This window comes from Paenibacillus sp. A3 (genome assembly GCF_001399685.1).
In the GTDB taxonomy this organism is placed as follows: Bacteria; Bacillota; Bacilli; order Paenibacillales; family NBRC-103111; genus Paenibacillus_G.
The window spans coordinates 17,745-32,652 of sequence record NZ_JTHN01000208.1; the positions used below are offsets into that span (position 1 = coordinate 17,745).

The window sequence follows — 14,908 nt, forward strand, 5'->3', positions numbered from 1 at the left end:
AATATGAATAATGTAGAGATCCGTGACGAATTCTGGGGAGTTATCATCCAAGACCGGGATATTGATTTATATACATGCCGGAAGCTTTTGAAAGGGGAGGAGATCGAGGTTGCCTTCATGCCGGATGAAGACGATCTGCATGAAATCATAGAGAATGCAAAAGAAATTTTTACTCGAATAGAAGAGAACGATATGCCGTTTAGAGAGTATGCCGCCGATGAAGTGCTGAATCATTATCGCGAATACATAGTGGAAGGGCCAACGATAACCAAAGCAGCGATAGTGAATCGAATGCGGATCGAGTCTTTTTCCGTCGGTTCAGGGAAGAGCTTTGACTTGAGCTATAACGACGATGGCATTTGCGGCAATCATATCATGATGGTGTTTGTAGATGAACATGGAGAACCATGCGGTGTAGATATTGCGGGATAAAACACGAATGACGTGAGATGATCAATAGTGATGCCCGGGAGAGACAGCCCCTTTCTCAAGGAGAGGGGCTCGATCAATGGAAATACCCGATTGCCTCGCTCAAAAGCATATACTCAAGAGCAACAACGGCAAGACACAATAAAATGTACATCCGCAATTTGAAGGTGCCCCATTTGTCCTGCCAGTACTTCCCCCTAAAAAATGAGATAAGATTAGGCGTAAAAGAATACTTGACCGATTCGTCAAAATCTTCGGGATTTGAAAAAATCAGTCTATAAATGAAACGGAATACCGGGAAATTAATAATAACCAAAGCAATAATGAATATGGCGTTCCAGTCCATACAACCCCTCCGTTCCTTACAAATTATATACGAGAAAAAGGAGGGGAGGGTTACGGTATTCTCCGAGAGGCTGTGTTTGGATTGGGTTACATATTTCTACAAAATTTTAACCAAATTCCAGGTATAATAAGATTTGGTACCAAATATTTCGCTCGTCCTTAAATTCATTTGTGGGGAGTGATCTGGTTTGACTAATGTCTTTTATCGGGATCAAATAGCCGTTTTGATGTACCATCATGTACATGGAACGGATGAGGGAGGAATTACGATCACCCCTCAATTATTCAGAGAGCAAATTAAGCATTTGCAGAGCCGGGGGTACCATTTTATTAGCATGCATCAATTCAAACATTATTTAAAAGGCAGCCCTATTCCACACAACGCGGTATTGCTTACATTTGATGATGGATATGAGAGCGTTTATGAGAACGTATATCCATTTATAAAGCAGCAGCATATTCCAATAGTTAACTTCATCATGACGGAAACCTTGCCCCAGGCATCGCACTTGCCTCCAACGATGACGTTGCAGCAATTGTCAACTATGAACAAAGAAACGGATTTGGTCGAGAACCAGAGTCATACGGATGCTTTGCATCACAAAACCAACAACGATGACCCTGATGGGGACGCGTACTTCACTTCCAAACTTCCTACTTCAAACGGAACGATCGAAACCGACGAACAATACCATACCCGGATTGTGGAAGACGCGAAAAGAAGCAGGCAGCAGCTGAATCCTGTGAATAAACATGCGGTGGATGTCGTAGCCTACCCTTTCGGCATATATACCGATACAGCCATTCAATATTATCAAGAAGGCGGGTTTAAATACGGATTTACCATCGTTGAGGAAATGGCGACTCGTCAAGCGGATCCTATGAAAATCCCGCGCATTAACGCAGGCAGCCCTTGGATCACCCCGGGAGATTTGCACGCTATCATTCAAAGTAAAATTGTCTCATAAACGCCGGAAGTGCAAGTTTAAACCGTAACCCGTATCAGATAGCGTTCAAACATGACGGGTAAGCCCTCGTTTACGGCGTTTATTTCGAAGATCCGCGTAACTTCGGTGAGACATTTCTCCATCACCCATTCGTGAATGGAGGGTGTCTGACCGAAGCAGCGCATCCGAATCACATCAACAGGCTCATGGAAGTATTCCATACTTCTCACCGTCTCAATCTCGGCATGCTCCAGGCCGCCTTGTTCAAGGCGCTGTTTGAGATTCTCCAGGACGGGAGTCCCTGTCGAAGTCGGTTCAAACAAGGTCGGGAACCATTCCGAGAGTTCCGCCGCTATGCCGTCCCCCGGATGCAATCCAAGTATCCTTCCTCCTTTTTTTACCACTCTTCCAACATCCAGGTAAGAAGAGGTTGGCCCTCTGCGATTATACGCAACATCAAATTCATCCGACCCGAAGGGGAGTCTGTGTTTCGTATTTCCGGTCACGAAGGACACATTGGATAGATTCGCTTCATTTCCTGTTTTGATGAAGTCATTCGTAATATCCAAACCAATAATATGTTTAACGATGGGACTCCATTGGATCGTAAATTCTCCGTGCCCGCATCCGATATCCAATACTTTTCTGCCCCGAACCGCTTGCGATACTTCTTCCGCAAATAGGGCTTCGGCGTTAGGCTCGGCAATTGTGGAGTGCCATGAAAACGAATACTTCCCTTTTAATTTCCCGAGCTGCGCATACCATTCGATAGAATGAGGGCGCAGCCAATCCGGGTGGATTCTAGGATCTAACAAGCTTGCATTCATAAAGCACCTCCGAGTTTTCGTGTAAACTGCAGGCGCAGCGGCTTAAGCGCCTGTCATACCAACTGCAAAAACTTTAAAGTTCCTATTTTCATAGTACGGGACTAACCGTTCTTCACAGAAAAATTGAAGATGCAGGTTGTTTTTTTTACAATGCTCTGCGAGTAAGCGGAAAATTTCGGATCCAATCCCGTTGCTTCTATAGTCCGTGTGAACCCCCAGTCCGCACAAGTAAGCATTGATCATCCCATCGGAAACGATTCTGCCGGTACCAATTAAGCGATTGTCATGGTATGCATAGATGGCGTGCCAGCTTTGTCTCATGGCGGTCAGCAACTGCTCTTTGCTTAGCTGCAAATATTGATTCCAATCCAGATTCTCGTACAGCTCGTAAATACTGTCTTCTGTCGGTAATTCTGAAACATATCGTATTTCCATAAGATGTACTCCTTCTTTTTTTTAGCTAATCCCGTACCGCGGTTACAAACCAGCGGGATTGTTCATCCAATCTTCGATCGTATCCCTGATCTCATGCCTGTTTTTGGAACGTTTTTCGCGAATCACTTCCCAATGCTCATTGACTTGCACCAGTCTATATTGACCGGAGATTTGACTATCCGGATACCACCCCAAGTCAATGATGAGTTTCCCGCTGCTTGGCAACCCCCAAACCCCATCGACAAGCTGCATCCTTGCGATTTGCAAAATATCTTCGGTGAAATACTCCCAATTATCAATAAAACCGTCCCCACTCTTACAAGGGATTGGCTCAACATCTGAAAATTTATTAAAGCAAATAGCGTAGCCCATAGGTATTCTTAATGGCATTAAGGACATATCTTAACCTCAATTCAGATTTATCATTGTTTTTTTATTCGAACTGAGAAATGTTCTTCACGGACAGAATCAACCGCTCTTACTTCCTGGCCGCTGCCGCTCTTTTTATGCTTTCCTTTGTCCAAGGAGGAGCTTTGGGATGATTCATGATTTCTTCGTAAGTCATCCAGTGTACGGCTTCAACCTCGTCGGGACTCTTGCGATGCGCTGTACCGCTATCATAGTCGCATAGGAAGACCACATTGATAACGTTGCCCCCATCGGCTGTCACAAAGGAAGAACTATATACAAAAGTAACCGCATCTTTTATTTCGATGCCAATCTCTTCGTTAAGCTCCCGTTTTACCGTCCGTTCCAGAATGTCGAGCGTATTTCCTTCGACGTCTACTTTCCCGCCTACAAGAGATAGAGTACCGCCGGCATGTTCTTCCTTCATACTTCGTGTAATGAGAAGCCATTGATCATCCCTGCAGACCGCACCTTCTACATTTACAATAAACATGGCGTCACGTCCCTTCAAGATTGTATAGTGCTAATTTAGCATGATTTCCCTGACAATGGAATTTTGTTAAACCTATGCTGCTTCTGGTAGGTCATGAATCTGCAATATTATACTATACGCTAATGAAATGGAAGATGTATCATTCATGGGAACACGCCTAAGGAGGGCTTCTCGTGAATATTACATCTTTTCTTATATATTGTGTTATTGTAACCTTTACACCCGGGCCTACGAATATTGCTATATTGTCTATGGCGCATCATGTTAAGATGAAAGAGGTTTTTCGATACGTTTGGGGAGTGACTGCCGTCTTCGGTGTGCTGCTTTCGGCTTCAGTGATGTTAAACAGTGCGCTTACAGCGGTGATGCCCCAAATTTTGGCTTTTATGCAGATCGTAGGCTGCATTTATATGCTCTACCTTGCGTATCAAGTGTACAACATGGATATAGCAGGGGATTCCGCCCAACAAGCGGCTACCTTTATGAACGGATTCCTCATGCAGTTTGTAAATCCTAAGGTGTGGCTGTTTACCATGACGGTCATTCCGAGCTATGTTATGCCCTATTACAAGTCACCGTTTGTCTTGTCGATATTCGTTCTGATTATAACCATTGTTGCCTTTTTAGCATTAGCCACGTGGGCCATCTTCGGTATAATTTTCAAAGGTTTTTTGCAGAAGCATCTAAAGGTGACCAATATCGTATTAGCGCTATTATTGGTTTATTCGGCAATCGAGGTATCGGGTATCGTGGAGATCGTGAAGAGGTGAGTGGATATGGACAAATTTATATATAAAAAGTCAGCAGGAGTTACGGCATTATCCGCAAGCTTTAGCGATTTTGAATATAAAAAGCACAGCCATGAAGAATATGCTCTGGGAGTCACCTTGCGCGGGGTGCAGCAGTATAACCTGGATGGGAGCTTTCAGTCCTCCTATCGCAACGGGGTGATGCTTTTTAACCCGGAACAGGTTCATGACGGAAGGGCGCAGGATAAGACGGGGATTGATTATGTGATCGTTTATATCCATCCCAAGCTTTTTTTAGAGATGCTTGAAAAAAAGGATGTCGTGATGTTCTCTTCTCCCATTGTTTATAATCGCAGGCTTCAGCAAGGCATATTAAATCTGGTTCATGCGATATTCAGCAATAAAGCCGAATCGCTGTGCAGCGAGTTGCTTCTGGCTCTTGCAGATAACTTTTCCCAAACGGAAATGAACTACGTGTTCAAAAAAAACAATACGCTTATGAAGAAAGCAAAGGAAATGATATACTTCAGTCTAGACCATGTGCTAAAGCTGGATGACATTTGCAGAGAGTTGGATATGTCCAAATTTCAGTTCATCCGGGCCTTTAAAGCGGACACGGGCATTTCCCCGTACCAATTTTTCTTAAACTGCAAAGTCGAGCATGCCAAGCGGCTCATCGAAAAAAACAAGGATATTTACGCCGCGGTAACGGAATGCGGATTTGTTGATTTATCCCATATGAACAGGCATTTTAAAAGTATGTACGGAATAACGGCATTCGAGTACATGTCAGGCATAAGTTAAGCCTTGAAAGCTTATGGAGGGGAATGTAGTGGAAAAGCTAACCATCGAACCAGGACAAGGCATTGGTTTAATCAAATTGGGGATGAACAAATTAGCAGTGGAAAAGGCTTTACAAGACTATACAGCAAGTTACCATGGTATAAATTATGGCGATAATTATTTTGCAGATGCCTTTCGTATCGAGTATGATCTAGAAGAAAAAGTTAAATTTGTTGAAATTCCATGGACTCTAAAAAATGTGTTTACCTGTACTTGCAGTGATATTGACGTTTTCAATACTAAAGCTGAAGAACTTATCAAAAAACTGGACAATATTTCACCTTATGATAGACAACACCAGGAGCTTGGGTATACTTATGTTTTCCCTCAATGGGGTTTATCCCTTTGGAGATCAAGGAAGTTTGAAGAAGACGACATGCAAACGGACTGGTTTAAAAATTTATCGCCAGAGAATCAAGAAGACGAATTGCGGTTCATGTATTTTGAATCTGTAAGTATTTGGAGTGAATCGTATTATACGTAAGAAGATCATTGGCATCCTGAACAAATTCAAAATCAAGAAAAGAAGCCGAGGAGAAGATTATTGAATACGTTACATGCTTCTACAGTGAAAAAAGAATCCGCTCCTCTATAGGACATGCGAACTTACGCTACGTTTTGCTGCCTTTTATACTTTTGAAAATAAAGACATGATACGGCTTGCGGCTTCTTTGTACCCGCCGGCGTTACGTAAGGAATCCCCGATCCGCTTGGCATGTTCTTTATAAGCAGATTCGTTCAACACTTGCAGCAAAGCGGACTTCAAAGCTGCAGGCGTAAGCTGGCTTCGATCTAAAATAATTCCGGCTCCTAGCTCTTCCACCCGCTTCGCAACAATAGGTTGATCCGAGCTTAATGGAATCATGACAAGCGGCACATCATAGAATAAAGCTTCGCTCGTACTGTTCATCCCGGCATGAGTAATAAAAGCATCGGCCTGCTGGAGCACTTCCAATTGGGGAACATACGGTTCAATGATGAAGTTATGAGGAATGTTGTCACCCAGCGAGTCCAGATCCGTGTCTTTACCGCAAGATAACACAAACTGAGCCGGAATATCTTGAAAGGCTTCAAAGCAAAGCTTATAAAACTCAATATCTTTGGTCAAAATGCTGCCCATGGAAATGTATACGACTTGGTCATAATGAGATCGAAGCTTTTCCAGCGGAAATGAAGGAGCGTCAAGTCGTGATGTAATCGAAGGTCCGGTAAAGATGTAGCTATCGTCAAGCTTATCGGCATCGGGTTGGAAATCGCGGCTTGTAAAAACAACCTTTAACTGACCATATTGGCGGGTAATATCTTCAATGGCAGGTACAGCTACGTTACATTTATTAGCGACGCTTTGCGCCGTCTTTGTTACTCTTTCATGAAGAGCTTCCACATCTACATCATCGGCATCAAACACTTCTACAATCTTGCTTAGCGGCTCAGCGAAAGCCAGGTTTGTCACGGAGCAGATCGTCGGGATGCCTAGCTTTTCCCCTAAAATAGCCCCACCCCAACCGAACAAGGAATCAAAAATCAAGTAATCAAAAGATTCGTTTTCGATCTGCCTCAAGATTTCCGGAATGCGGGGTTCAATAATGCCTCGCAGCATGAAATCAGTGAAGTGAAGCGGGTGCCTAAATTCGGTCGGATTAAAACCAAGATCCCGAAATACTTGTTCATCCAGTTGATAGGCCCGGAATTGCGCGCCGGTCTGGGCAAGTCTAGCCCGATATTCTTCCGAGCACATATAGACGACTTCTTCCCCGTTGTCGACTAGCTGCTTTACCAAGCCTAAGGTAGGATTGACGTGACCTTCTGCTGGAATTGTTACATACAGTACGCGTGCCATGTACTACACCTCCAATATAATTCTAAATTAGGGATACAATGCCATTTCATTATAGATGAGGGCAAACGCAGGAATCAAGCGACGTTGAAATTCTGTCATTTATTGAACAATGAGCAGCTAAGTGTCTAAGAGTTTACGTTAAATAGAGCAAGAATATGGTCCGATATATAGTAAGATAGTTGAGCAGATAGTGACCTGACATGTTTCAAACCTCCTTTAATGGTCAAGAAGGTATGTTTAATCAAATTCAACATAACAATACGTCGTATCCATAAAACATAGACGAGTACGCACAGTTTTAAATTAATGTTCGTATGAACATACGAAATTTTAGTCAAGTAAAAAAATGAATCTCCCCTTTAAGAAACTTAGTTTTATTAGATTCAATCCTCCCGATGCATTCTTACAAAGCACTCCACATGTCTCGACCTATCAAGAGGGATGGTGTCGCGGCTGCCGCTCGATCCTCGAAAAATTTGCTATTCCCATATATCCAAAAGTGTGTGAGAATTTACATTAAATAGAATGTGGTAGTGTCCGATATATATTAAGATAAGGAATCGGTTGCAGGAAGCCAGAAGTAGTTAGCCAAAAGGGAGATTTGCCGTATGAGTATATTGTTAAGGGTTGAACGAGAATCCGGTGGTCAGCCAATTGAGCTTGGCGATGGAAAAATTACTGGCTATAGCTATATCAATACAAGCCCGGCAGATTTTTTTGCCAAAGCTTATAATGCGGAGCACTCGATTCAGATACGGGGTGAGATTCCACTTCGGTTACTTCCCCCTGTGGAACAAGATGCGGACAACTCCAATACGCTATATGGTTCAATTTTCTACGGGCATGATCTTGCTATTAAAAATGGGCTTCTTGCGAAGGAAGAAGCTGCGGAACAGCAATTTATAAAAAATGTAATTTTTGGGGTAAGCCTTATGGAACAGGAAGTGAACAAAATCGCAGATGTACCTTCATTTTTGGGAACCATTAATTATCTGATGGATTCAGAAGCTTTTGAGTATCCTAAGCATTATCCTGCCACATCCGACGATTCGGCAACGAAACCATTCTGGGATGTAGAGGAATGGGTACCAAAATATTTAAGAGACTTAGCTCCGAGGTGACGAATATGATTAGGGTGCTAGCAATGTTATTGCTGTTGTTAGGGTGTTCACCTGAAGGTGTCCCCTCCTCAGATACCGCGATTATTCGGCCTGATTGGAAAGGGTCACATTTTTCACAAGTAAAGTGGTCCCCAGACGGAAAGCAAATTTCGTACATAAAAGATAACGAACTTTGGGTTAAGAATTTGAGTTCTGGTAAAAATAGAGAGCTTCTTTCGGATATAACCAAATTCGCATGGATAGATTCAAAAAAAATTTTATACTTTATGTCGGATGACAAAGTGGTTCGAGGTAATTTAGGGATATTCGATTTGGAAAAGGAACAAAGTTCAATATTTTCAAAAAGCGTTCAATGGTCTAATACCTTAGCAGTTCATGATCAAATAGCCTACTTAGGTACGGATGAGCACGGTGTTGGAACGCAACGATTAACTGAACCGAAAAGCTTAAACGAGTTGGAAATACCATTATCGACCGGAAGAAAATTTATGCTTTCCCCCCGAGGAGACCGCATTTTATTTTTGGAAAGTTCAACGAAAAAAAGCCGGGGGATATTAATGGATAATGTTATGTTATACGATATAGCGACCCGCAAAGTTGAACGAATCGAGCATTTGCAATTTGAAGTAATATATAGCTATTGCTGGTCTTCAGATGGAAAATTCCTTGCTTTCGCCGCGCAATTGCCTGGTGATACACAAAATTTATTTATTTATAAAATTGGAAGCGACAAAGAGCCCGCTATGCTTCCATTGCCTGATAATGCATCGTATATGGATTGGTCCCCAATCAGTAACCAGATTATTTTGGCAACAGTCGGACAACCAAGCGGAAATGAGATCCGAATTATAAATATTCCAAATGAATTGTTACAATAGTTGTAATGAGTTGATGGTTTTTAAGGGCAAGGGACTTGGAGAATGAACTATGACTAGAAAAAAGATTTTTCTAATTACCATCATAAGTTTGATTTTTATTAGTGCATCCATTTACCCACTGTTTTTAATCATTCAAGAAGCGGTTTTGGACAGTTATTTGAATTCCAGATACAAAATAGAAGAAGCAATTGATATAAGGAATATGCGTCATCAAACAGCAAATCAGTATTCCTATGAACTTGCTGCTCCAATTCAATGGAAAGGAAATATTATAGAAGTTTTAACAAGTGACACTGGTGTTGCCGCCCCCAAGAGCAAATTTGATAACGACATCCTGCATGTTATGCAAGTTACGATTAAAGTTAATGGAAAGGAGAGTTCTTTTCCGACCCAAGCTTGGTTACCTAAGAATATAACAAAGGATAGCGATTACTTATCTTGGCTAAACTTGTTGAAAATTAAAGACAATAAAAATAATATTGAGCAAATGGCTATTGTTCAAAGAATAGCAGATAACTGGCAAAAGGGAGATACCACATCTCAAAAATGGAGGGTATTGTATGTGGATGAAGATAAGCAAGTTACCGAAGAACTGTTTAGTTATTTAGAAAGAGGAGATCATTTATTAGGGTTTAAATTGGTCCTTGCTTCTTCACAATCATCTTCTTGGATAGGATATAAATCTGACATAGCTTATAGGCTTCCATCCATAGTTTTTCCTTTACTTTATCCTACAGGCACCTTTTTGATTGGTCTTGTATTAACAATACTTGCTTATCTTCGTTATCGAAAAATTAAGAAGGCAATCCCTTTCAACAAAAAGTAGTAATGTATAGGATTCCATATCAAAAAATTATGGAGCTGATTGTTAATCATAATTCTACTTACAACGATTTGTTTGGTTGCTCTAGGATGGGGAATAACAAGTATAGTTAAACCTAAATATGTGTGGGAAAGGTCTTTTATGACTTCAAGGAAAGCAAGAGAACTAAATGAAGGCGACTTAATTCTTACAAGAATATCCGGAGTGTTTCTCATAATAATAATGATTAGTTTCTATGTGTATGCTATCAGTACAATAGGTCTGACCTCGAAATATTGATGACCAATGTTAACCTTGTCTTCGGAAAGCAGGTCTTGTTTGGAAACCAAAATTTTTCTAATCATCTTTTTTGGCGCTTCTTTTTCTTATGGGCTTGTTGCCGTACTAAATCCAACGTGGGCATGGATGCATGGGTTTCGTACTAGCAAGGTACGTGAACCCAATCAAGCAGATTTGCTTATGACCAAAGTTATGGGAGTATTTTTAATCCTATTAATGATTGTTATACTGGTCGTCGTCGTTACGAATTTTAAAATTTTGAGATGATGGGAAATAGTATGGAGAAACATATGGCATTGCGAAGTATACTAAATAATATTGAAAAATTCGAGTGGTCAGATGCATTATTTCTTCCAGAGGATGAGACATGGAGTCTGGATACACAAGCTGCTATAATCGATCCAGATGATGTAGAAGATGAAATTGACGAAGTTCCAAAATTTGCAAAGGATATAAAGTTAATGTATACATTAGATATTCAAACTATAAAAGGAATTATAAAAAATGCTTATGAACAAAAGACTGAGTGTACAGATGAAGATTTAATTGAAGCTTTTTTATATTATTATGATAATGATGCTTTTATAGTAATTAAATAATCATTAAATTGGCTTTATGTATGATTAAGAGATTCATTTAGCAACATTCCTCGGTATAACCGCTGAAAGTAGCCAACCAATAATACCTGCTCCAAATGCAAACCCAAGAAGCAAAAAAAAGGACGAGCAGATTTAATCCTAATTCAACACTGTCAAATGGATTCATGGTAATCTATAATCTCCTATTTTCTTTATCGCAATATTACTCTCATTTGGTCAATGGCCTTGGTGATACTAAAATGCTCAATCCAAGATCTTCTCCGTGGTCCCACATTTTTACCCATGGATATGTATTCTTAGGCAGCACAAATTCTCTTTCCTCTAAAGGCTTGATTGGAGAGTCATCAACTATGCAGTTATGATTTACTGTAGCTGGATGAATTGAAACTACCCTGCCTGTATCGTTATAGTATACAAACTTCATCTCTGCATCCTCTTCCCAATAATTCCTAATAGTTGTATTAACTTAGTTCACTTAACTTTTTACCGTCCCATAGCAAAATAGGCTTCTCAAAAGCAAAAGCAATTTTTTCATATATGTATTTGATGTCTTCAATGCTATCTTGGTACAAAGCATTTTTATTCTTAATAAAACTATTGGGTTCACCATTTTCATAATAGACCTCGCAAACCTCAAATACATCTTCACCATCTTCTTCAATTCCTGTTTTTATACTTTACGATCCGATAGTTCCAATGACTGAACATTGCCCATCAGCCTTTCCTATGAAATCTCAATTTTATTTACTTATTCTTAATGGACACCATTTGGGAGATGTTTTTAACTCGTTGGATTCAATGCTTGGATATCCATCTCCAATGGATTCTTTATGTGTGCAATATCGTAAAGATGTTACTCCTCGCATACTGCTTCGACTACTTATAGACAGCGCTTCCCCTTCTTTATAGAATTCACACTCTTTGCACTTAGGGACGATCATTCTTTCACCTCAATTCCATTAAAACTTCGATTTTATTTGTACTTCATTTCTCTGTGCGTATTTAACCTGATATACCAACTACCAGATTATTATACAAGGCTTGATAGGCTCTGACTGCCATATTTGCTTCATCAGCCATAATCGTAATGGAATCATCGGGATACACAATGATAATTCGGATGATAAATTCATGATAATTCTCGTCCAAGTAGTAGATCTGGTAAATCACTTTATCTTTACTGTAATGCTCGTTAATCACTGTTGCATCTTTAAATTCCGCATTAATAATATCAGGTACAGGCACAAAAGAACGAGAGTAAGGAGTTTTCTTGAAACCATATAAAATTAATATGTTTTCCATTGGGTTTCCTCCAAGACGTTTGTTGTCCTTGACATATTAAAGACGTTACAATATTTAAATAACTCCTTTTGACCTATAGAAGATTCATTTCATTTTGAAATATCATGAAAAATTATTATTAAAACAATCATCAGATTCACATTTAACCTTATACCATTGATAGCCATATTCAGTTATGTTTGATTGAATCAATAGTCTGCTACCACAGCGAATACAAGTATATTCTGTTCGACTATCTCTTTTATATTGTGCTAGACACGTCTCTGCGTGTTCTACCTCATTGATTATAAGCTTGAGAGCATGATCACTTATGTCGAAAGGTTTCATGTTACCTCTTCTTGCATCAATTGTACGAGAGAAAGCTCCAAATCCACCAACCAGTTCGTGGTGATGAGTGCTGATCTGCCCACCGCCTCTTTCAAACAACTTGATCATCGGATCATAAATATCTGGAAACTGCAATGCAATCAAGTTGCCGCTATCAAGCAGAGAACACCATCTCAGATAGTGGATGCTAAATAATTTCATAAGCATAATATCTATTTCTTTAAAGTGTGGAAATTTTATTAGGAAATTGTCCCATTCATTTTCATCCATTTTATACCCAATCAACATGTCCATTCCCACATAAATACTTGTGGCTTCGATTGATAAAAACTGCAAAAAAACGCCAACTCTTCGGTAATACTCAGCAATTAATATAGAATCTGCTTCATATTCTCCTCTAGATCTTACCTCTTCATATCTTTTTTTTGAAATTCCAATGTATAGATTCGCATCAATACTCTTAATTCTCTCTACAGCTTCTTCGTAATAACTCATGAAGATCCCCCCGACATAAACTCACAAACTTAGTTTCCGTCTCCAAATAAAAGACTCGTTTTATTCCATTTTGCCTTTAATCTTTATCATAATCAATTTGTGTGCGGTAATCTGCAGTGCAAAATGCTGATATAATTTTAGTTTTGAGTAGTTTCTTTTATAAGGAATTTCATAGTCATCTAGTAATCGATAAATAACTTCTTTACTAACGTATGAAGTGTTTACGTAAGCAAATAGCTCTTCGGGTGTACAGCTCTCCAATGTTTCAATATATTGCTTCCAATACAAATACTCTTTTTGAAACTCATCTTGCGTTTCTTCTTCAATCATAAAAATATCCCCCTCTATCGAATGAAAGAATTGTTTTATTTTGAATCGTTACTTTCATTTAAATGATCATTAGCTATCCATGAAAGAAAGAATGAATCTGATCCACCCATTGCAACAACTTCGTTTTTAAATAGCATTACACCAAAACCGTGCTCTTCATCCCACGAGCAATCAAATTCAAACCCAATATAAGCAATGCCATCCTTGATTACATCTAAGATATGAACTCTTGCTAAACTGATTAAGGGCTTTAGATCATTAACACAAGTTAAATCTGGCATAAATTCATCATCTTCATCATCGCAATATTTTGCTTGAAAACCACTATATTCTTCAAATAACTCTTGTAGTATTACATTCTTAATTTCTTCTTGATTAGATACAATAAAATCATACGTATCTATTAATTCGCCGAGTAGAGGTGAATTTATGTCTCCACCAAAATTTACTTCATAAACATCGTCTGAGTCTGAAGTAAATTCATTCCAAACGGGTAGATTTATCATCCCTTTATATCCAAATTCATCTAATGTGAGATCTAATATTTGCTTTGTCATCAGTGTCAACTACCTTCAAAATGTTTTTTTAATCAGATAAAAGTATTATTTCATCTGTAGTCACTCAGGAACATCAATGTACTCCGACACTCTAGATTGAAGAATTTCAATAAGATCTTCATCCATATACTGATAATCATCAGGAATATCTAAACAGATTAATTTCTTATTCAAGAGTTCATTATTAAATTTATCCCTCAACCTGCGCACATGCTTCTTCTCCATTACAAAGATAATATCTGCCCATCCAACATGACCGCTTGTAACTTTAATTCGTGCACTATCTTCTGTTCCAGCAGATCTAACGACATAACCGTTGATTCCATGAAATATCTTTTCTGCTGTCAAACTACGCCACTTGTTTCTGCTACAAACAAAAAGTAACTTAATCTTCTTCACCATCCATACTTCTTATGAAATATTTGATTTATCGGCTAGCAATATAAGCAAAATCAATTGTCGGCATGACTTCTAATTTACTCACTATCTACCCAATTAAACTCTATACTTTCGCAATGTAATCTCTTTCTTACCCATGCCTCAACTTCTCTTTTCGAGTAAAGATGAATTGAAGAGGTATATACTACCTCTGACTTTTCCCTAATCTCAGCTTCGAATAGAAATTCATCATATGATGGGGAATAAATACGATTTACAGTAATGGTATAAAGAATGTTATTTACAATAACCTGAGAAGTCCATTCATCCATTCCAGCACCTCATATCACATTGAAATTGTTGTTTTATTGTCTCTCTGAACTCTTAACGAACTTTATCATCAATACACCATCTTGCAGCTCAGCAGAATAACAATTTTCGTTTAAATTTTCAGTTGAAAATTGATATTCGAGAATTGCATCTGCCATTTCTTGAGTGAGTCT

Annotated in this window: 21 protein-coding genes; 10 read left to right on the top strand and 11 right to left on the bottom strand. The window is 39.3% G+C overall.

Annotation, left to right across the window (positions count from 1 at the left end):
• The first annotated feature begins 3 nt into the window (after positions 1 to 3).
• Entirely contained in the window at positions 4 to 432 is a 429-nt protein-coding gene (locus QJ48_RS28270; protein WP_054976722.1) for a DUF2262 domain-containing protein, read from the top strand.
• Positions 433 to 505: 73 nt separating this feature from the next.
• Here the strand turns inward: QJ48_RS28270 and QJ48_RS28275 are convergent, their stop codons facing one another.
• Complete coding sequence (locus tag QJ48_RS28275) at positions 506 to 775, bottom strand: hypothetical protein (RefSeq protein ID WP_054976723.1); 270 nt, start codon at positions 773 to 775, stop codon at positions 506 to 508.
• 187 nt (positions 776 to 962) lie between these two features.
• Between QJ48_RS28275 and QJ48_RS28280 the strand changes: the two genes are divergently transcribed.
• A complete protein-coding gene (locus QJ48_RS28280) occupies positions 963 to 1,742 on the top strand; it encodes a polysaccharide deacetylase family protein (RefSeq protein ID WP_054976724.1) in 780 nt (259 codons plus the stop codon).
• Between the two features lie 17 nt (positions 1,743 to 1,759).
• On the opposite strand, the gene QJ48_RS28285 is transcribed toward QJ48_RS28280, so the two are convergent.
• From QJ48_RS28285 to QJ48_RS28300, 4 genes are all read right to left on the bottom strand, one after another.
• Complete coding sequence (locus QJ48_RS28285) at positions 1,760 to 2,548, bottom strand: class I SAM-dependent methyltransferase (RefSeq protein WP_082420715.1); 789 nt, start codon at positions 2,546 to 2,548, stop codon at positions 1,760 to 1,762.
• Positions 2,549 to 2,590: 42 nt separating this feature from the next.
• The gene (locus tag QJ48_RS28290; protein ID WP_054976725.1) at positions 2,591 to 2,983 is read right to left on the bottom strand and encodes a GNAT family N-acetyltransferase; all 393 of its coding nucleotides are present in this window, start codon (positions 2,981 to 2,983) and stop codon (positions 2,591 to 2,593) included.
• Positions 2,984 to 3,025: 42 nt separating this feature from the next.
• A complete protein-coding gene (locus QJ48_RS28295; RefSeq protein WP_063858182.1) occupies positions 3,026 to 3,382 on the bottom strand; it encodes a hypothetical protein in 357 nt (118 codons plus the stop codon).
• A gap of 79 nt (positions 3,383 to 3,461) precedes the next feature.
• Positions 3,462 to 3,884 (bottom strand): NUDIX hydrolase, encoded by a 423-nt coding sequence (locus tag QJ48_RS28300; RefSeq protein WP_054976726.1) that lies wholly within the window; start codon positions 3,882 to 3,884, stop codon positions 3,462 to 3,464.
• 173 nt (positions 3,885 to 4,057) lie between these two features.
• Between QJ48_RS28300 and QJ48_RS28305 the strand changes: the two genes are divergently transcribed.
• Genes QJ48_RS28305 through QJ48_RS28315 form a run of 3 tightly spaced genes read left to right on the top strand, consistent with a single transcriptional unit; the run spans position 4,058 to position 5,960 of the window.
• Positions 4,058 to 4,654 carry a LysE family translocator gene (locus QJ48_RS28305; RefSeq protein WP_054976727.1) on the top strand — a complete coding sequence of 199 codons (597 nt, stop codon included), beginning with the start codon at positions 4,058 to 4,060 and terminating at the stop codon, positions 4,652 to 4,654.
• A gap of 6 nt (positions 4,655 to 4,660) precedes the next feature.
• Positions 4,661 to 5,437, top strand: coding sequence for an AraC family transcriptional regulator (locus QJ48_RS28310; protein ID WP_054976728.1), 777 nt, complete (start codon positions 4,661 to 4,663; stop codon positions 5,435 to 5,437).
• Positions 5,438 to 5,465: 28 nt separating this feature from the next.
• Complete coding sequence (locus QJ48_RS28315; RefSeq protein ID WP_054976729.1) at positions 5,466 to 5,960, top strand: hypothetical protein; 495 nt, start codon at positions 5,466 to 5,468, stop codon at positions 5,958 to 5,960.
• Positions 5,961 to 6,104: 144 nt separating this feature from the next.
• Here the strand turns inward: QJ48_RS28315 and QJ48_RS28320 are convergent, their stop codons facing one another.
• The gene (locus tag QJ48_RS28320) at positions 6,105 to 7,316 is read right to left on the bottom strand and encodes a macrolide family glycosyltransferase (protein WP_054976730.1); all 1,212 of its coding nucleotides are present in this window, start codon (positions 7,314 to 7,316) and stop codon (positions 6,105 to 6,107) included.
• A gap of 608 nt (positions 7,317 to 7,924) precedes the next feature.
• On the opposite strand from QJ48_RS28320, the gene QJ48_RS28325 reads away from it, so the two are divergent.
• The 5 genes from QJ48_RS28325 (at position 7,925) to QJ48_RS28345 (ending at position 11,016) form a co-directional block, all read left to right on the top strand.
• The gene (locus QJ48_RS28325) at positions 7,925 to 8,437 is read left to right on the top strand and encodes a hypothetical protein (protein ID WP_054976731.1); all 513 of its coding nucleotides are present in this window, start codon (positions 7,925 to 7,927) and stop codon (positions 8,435 to 8,437) included.
• Between the two features lie 23 nt (positions 8,438 to 8,460).
• Complete coding sequence (locus tag QJ48_RS28330; protein ID WP_162238581.1) at positions 8,461 to 9,315, top strand: DPP IV N-terminal domain-containing protein; 855 nt, start codon at positions 8,461 to 8,463, stop codon at positions 9,313 to 9,315.
• A gap of 49 nt (positions 9,316 to 9,364) precedes the next feature.
• Positions 9,365 to 10,141: a hypothetical protein gene (locus QJ48_RS28335; protein ID WP_054976733.1), complete on the top strand. Its 777-nt coding sequence runs from the start codon at positions 9,365 to 9,367 to the stop codon at positions 10,139 to 10,141.
• A 315-nt stretch (positions 10,142 to 10,456) separates the two neighbouring features.
• Entirely contained in the window at positions 10,457 to 10,684 is a 228-nt protein-coding gene (locus QJ48_RS28340; RefSeq protein ID WP_054976734.1) for a hypothetical protein, read from the top strand.
• A gap of 23 nt (positions 10,685 to 10,707) precedes the next feature.
• Positions 10,708 to 11,016: a hypothetical protein gene (locus tag QJ48_RS28345; protein ID WP_054976735.1), complete on the top strand. Its 309-nt coding sequence runs from the start codon at positions 10,708 to 10,710 to the stop codon at positions 11,014 to 11,016.
• Positions 11,017 to 12,018: 1,002 nt separating this feature from the next.
• Here QJ48_RS28345 and QJ48_RS28350 read toward each other — a convergent pair.
• From QJ48_RS28350 to QJ48_RS28370, 5 genes are all read right to left on the bottom strand, one after another.
• Positions 12,019 to 12,318: a hypothetical protein gene (locus QJ48_RS28350; RefSeq protein ID WP_054976736.1), complete on the bottom strand. Its 300-nt coding sequence runs from the start codon at positions 12,316 to 12,318 to the stop codon at positions 12,019 to 12,021.
• Positions 12,319 to 12,420: 102 nt separating this feature from the next.
• On the bottom strand, positions 12,421 to 13,140 hold the full coding sequence (locus QJ48_RS28355) for a hypothetical protein (RefSeq protein WP_054976737.1): 720 nt from the start codon (positions 13,138 to 13,140) through the stop codon (positions 12,421 to 12,423).
• 60 nt (positions 13,141 to 13,200) lie between these two features.
• The gene (locus tag QJ48_RS28360) at positions 13,201 to 13,470 is read right to left on the bottom strand and encodes a hypothetical protein (protein ID WP_054976738.1); all 270 of its coding nucleotides are present in this window, start codon (positions 13,468 to 13,470) and stop codon (positions 13,201 to 13,203) included.
• 35 nt (positions 13,471 to 13,505) lie between these two features.
• On the bottom strand, positions 13,506 to 14,027 hold the full coding sequence (locus QJ48_RS36340; protein ID WP_054976739.1) for a DUF6985 domain-containing protein: 522 nt from the start codon (positions 14,025 to 14,027) through the stop codon (positions 13,506 to 13,508).
• 60 nt (positions 14,028 to 14,087) lie between these two features.
• Positions 14,088 to 14,429, bottom strand: coding sequence for a low molecular weight protein tyrosine phosphatase family protein (locus QJ48_RS28370; protein ID WP_054976740.1), 342 nt, complete (start codon positions 14,427 to 14,429; stop codon positions 14,088 to 14,090).
• Between the last annotated feature and the right edge of the window lie 479 nt (positions 14,430 to 14,908).

Coding starts and splice junctions, on each gene's coding strand:
- QJ48_RS28285 (WP_082420715.1), bottom strand. CDS start 2,548: ATGAATGCAAGCTTGTTAGATCCTAGAATCCACCCGGATTGGCTGCGC.
- QJ48_RS28290 (WP_054976725.1), bottom strand. CDS start 2,983: ATGGAAATACGATATGTTTCAGAATTACCGACAGAAGACAGTATTTAC.
- QJ48_RS28320 (WP_054976730.1), bottom strand. CDS start 7,316: ATGGCACGCGTACTGTATGTAACAATTCCAGCAGAAGGTCACGTCAAT.
- QJ48_RS28295 (WP_063858182.1), bottom strand. CDS start 3,382: ATGTCCTTAATGCCATTAAGAATACCTATGGGCTACGCTATTTGCTTT.
- QJ48_RS28335 (WP_054976733.1), top strand. CDS start 9,365: ATGACTAGAAAAAAGATTTTTCTAATTACCATCATAAGTTTGATTTTT.
- QJ48_RS28270 (WP_054976722.1), top strand. CDS start 4: ATGAATAATGTAGAGATCCGTGACGAATTCTGGGGAGTTATCATCCAA.
- QJ48_RS28350 (WP_054976736.1), bottom strand. CDS start 12,318: ATGGAAAACATATTAATTTTATATGGTTTCAAGAAAACTCCTTACTCT.
- QJ48_RS28325 (WP_054976731.1), top strand. CDS start 7,925: ATGAGTATATTGTTAAGGGTTGAACGAGAATCCGGTGGTCAGCCAATT.
- QJ48_RS28355 (WP_054976737.1), bottom strand. CDS start 13,140: ATGAGTTATTACGAAGAAGCTGTAGAGAGAATTAAGAGTATTGATGCG.
- QJ48_RS28275 (WP_054976723.1), bottom strand. CDS start 775: ATGGACTGGAACGCCATATTCATTATTGCTTTGGTTATTATTAATTTC.
- QJ48_RS36340 (WP_054976739.1), bottom strand. CDS start 14,027: ATGACAAAGCAAATATTAGATCTCACATTAGATGAATTTGGATATAAA.
- QJ48_RS28360 (WP_054976738.1), bottom strand. CDS start 13,470: ATGATTGAAGAAGAAACGCAAGATGAGTTTCAAAAAGAGTATTTGTAT.
- QJ48_RS28345 (WP_054976735.1), top strand. CDS start 10,708: ATGGCATTGCGAAGTATACTAAATAATATTGAAAAATTCGAGTGGTCA.
- QJ48_RS28300 (WP_054976726.1), bottom strand. CDS start 3,884: ATGTTTATTGTAAATGTAGAAGGTGCGGTCTGCAGGGATGATCAATGG.
- QJ48_RS28310 (WP_054976728.1), top strand. CDS start 4,661: ATGGACAAATTTATATATAAAAAGTCAGCAGGAGTTACGGCATTATCC.
- QJ48_RS28370 (WP_054976740.1), bottom strand. CDS start 14,429: ATGGTGAAGAAGATTAAGTTACTTTTTGTTTGTAGCAGAAACAAGTGG.
- QJ48_RS28330 (WP_162238581.1), top strand. CDS start 8,461: ATGTTATTGCTGTTGTTAGGGTGTTCACCTGAAGGTGTCCCCTCCTCA.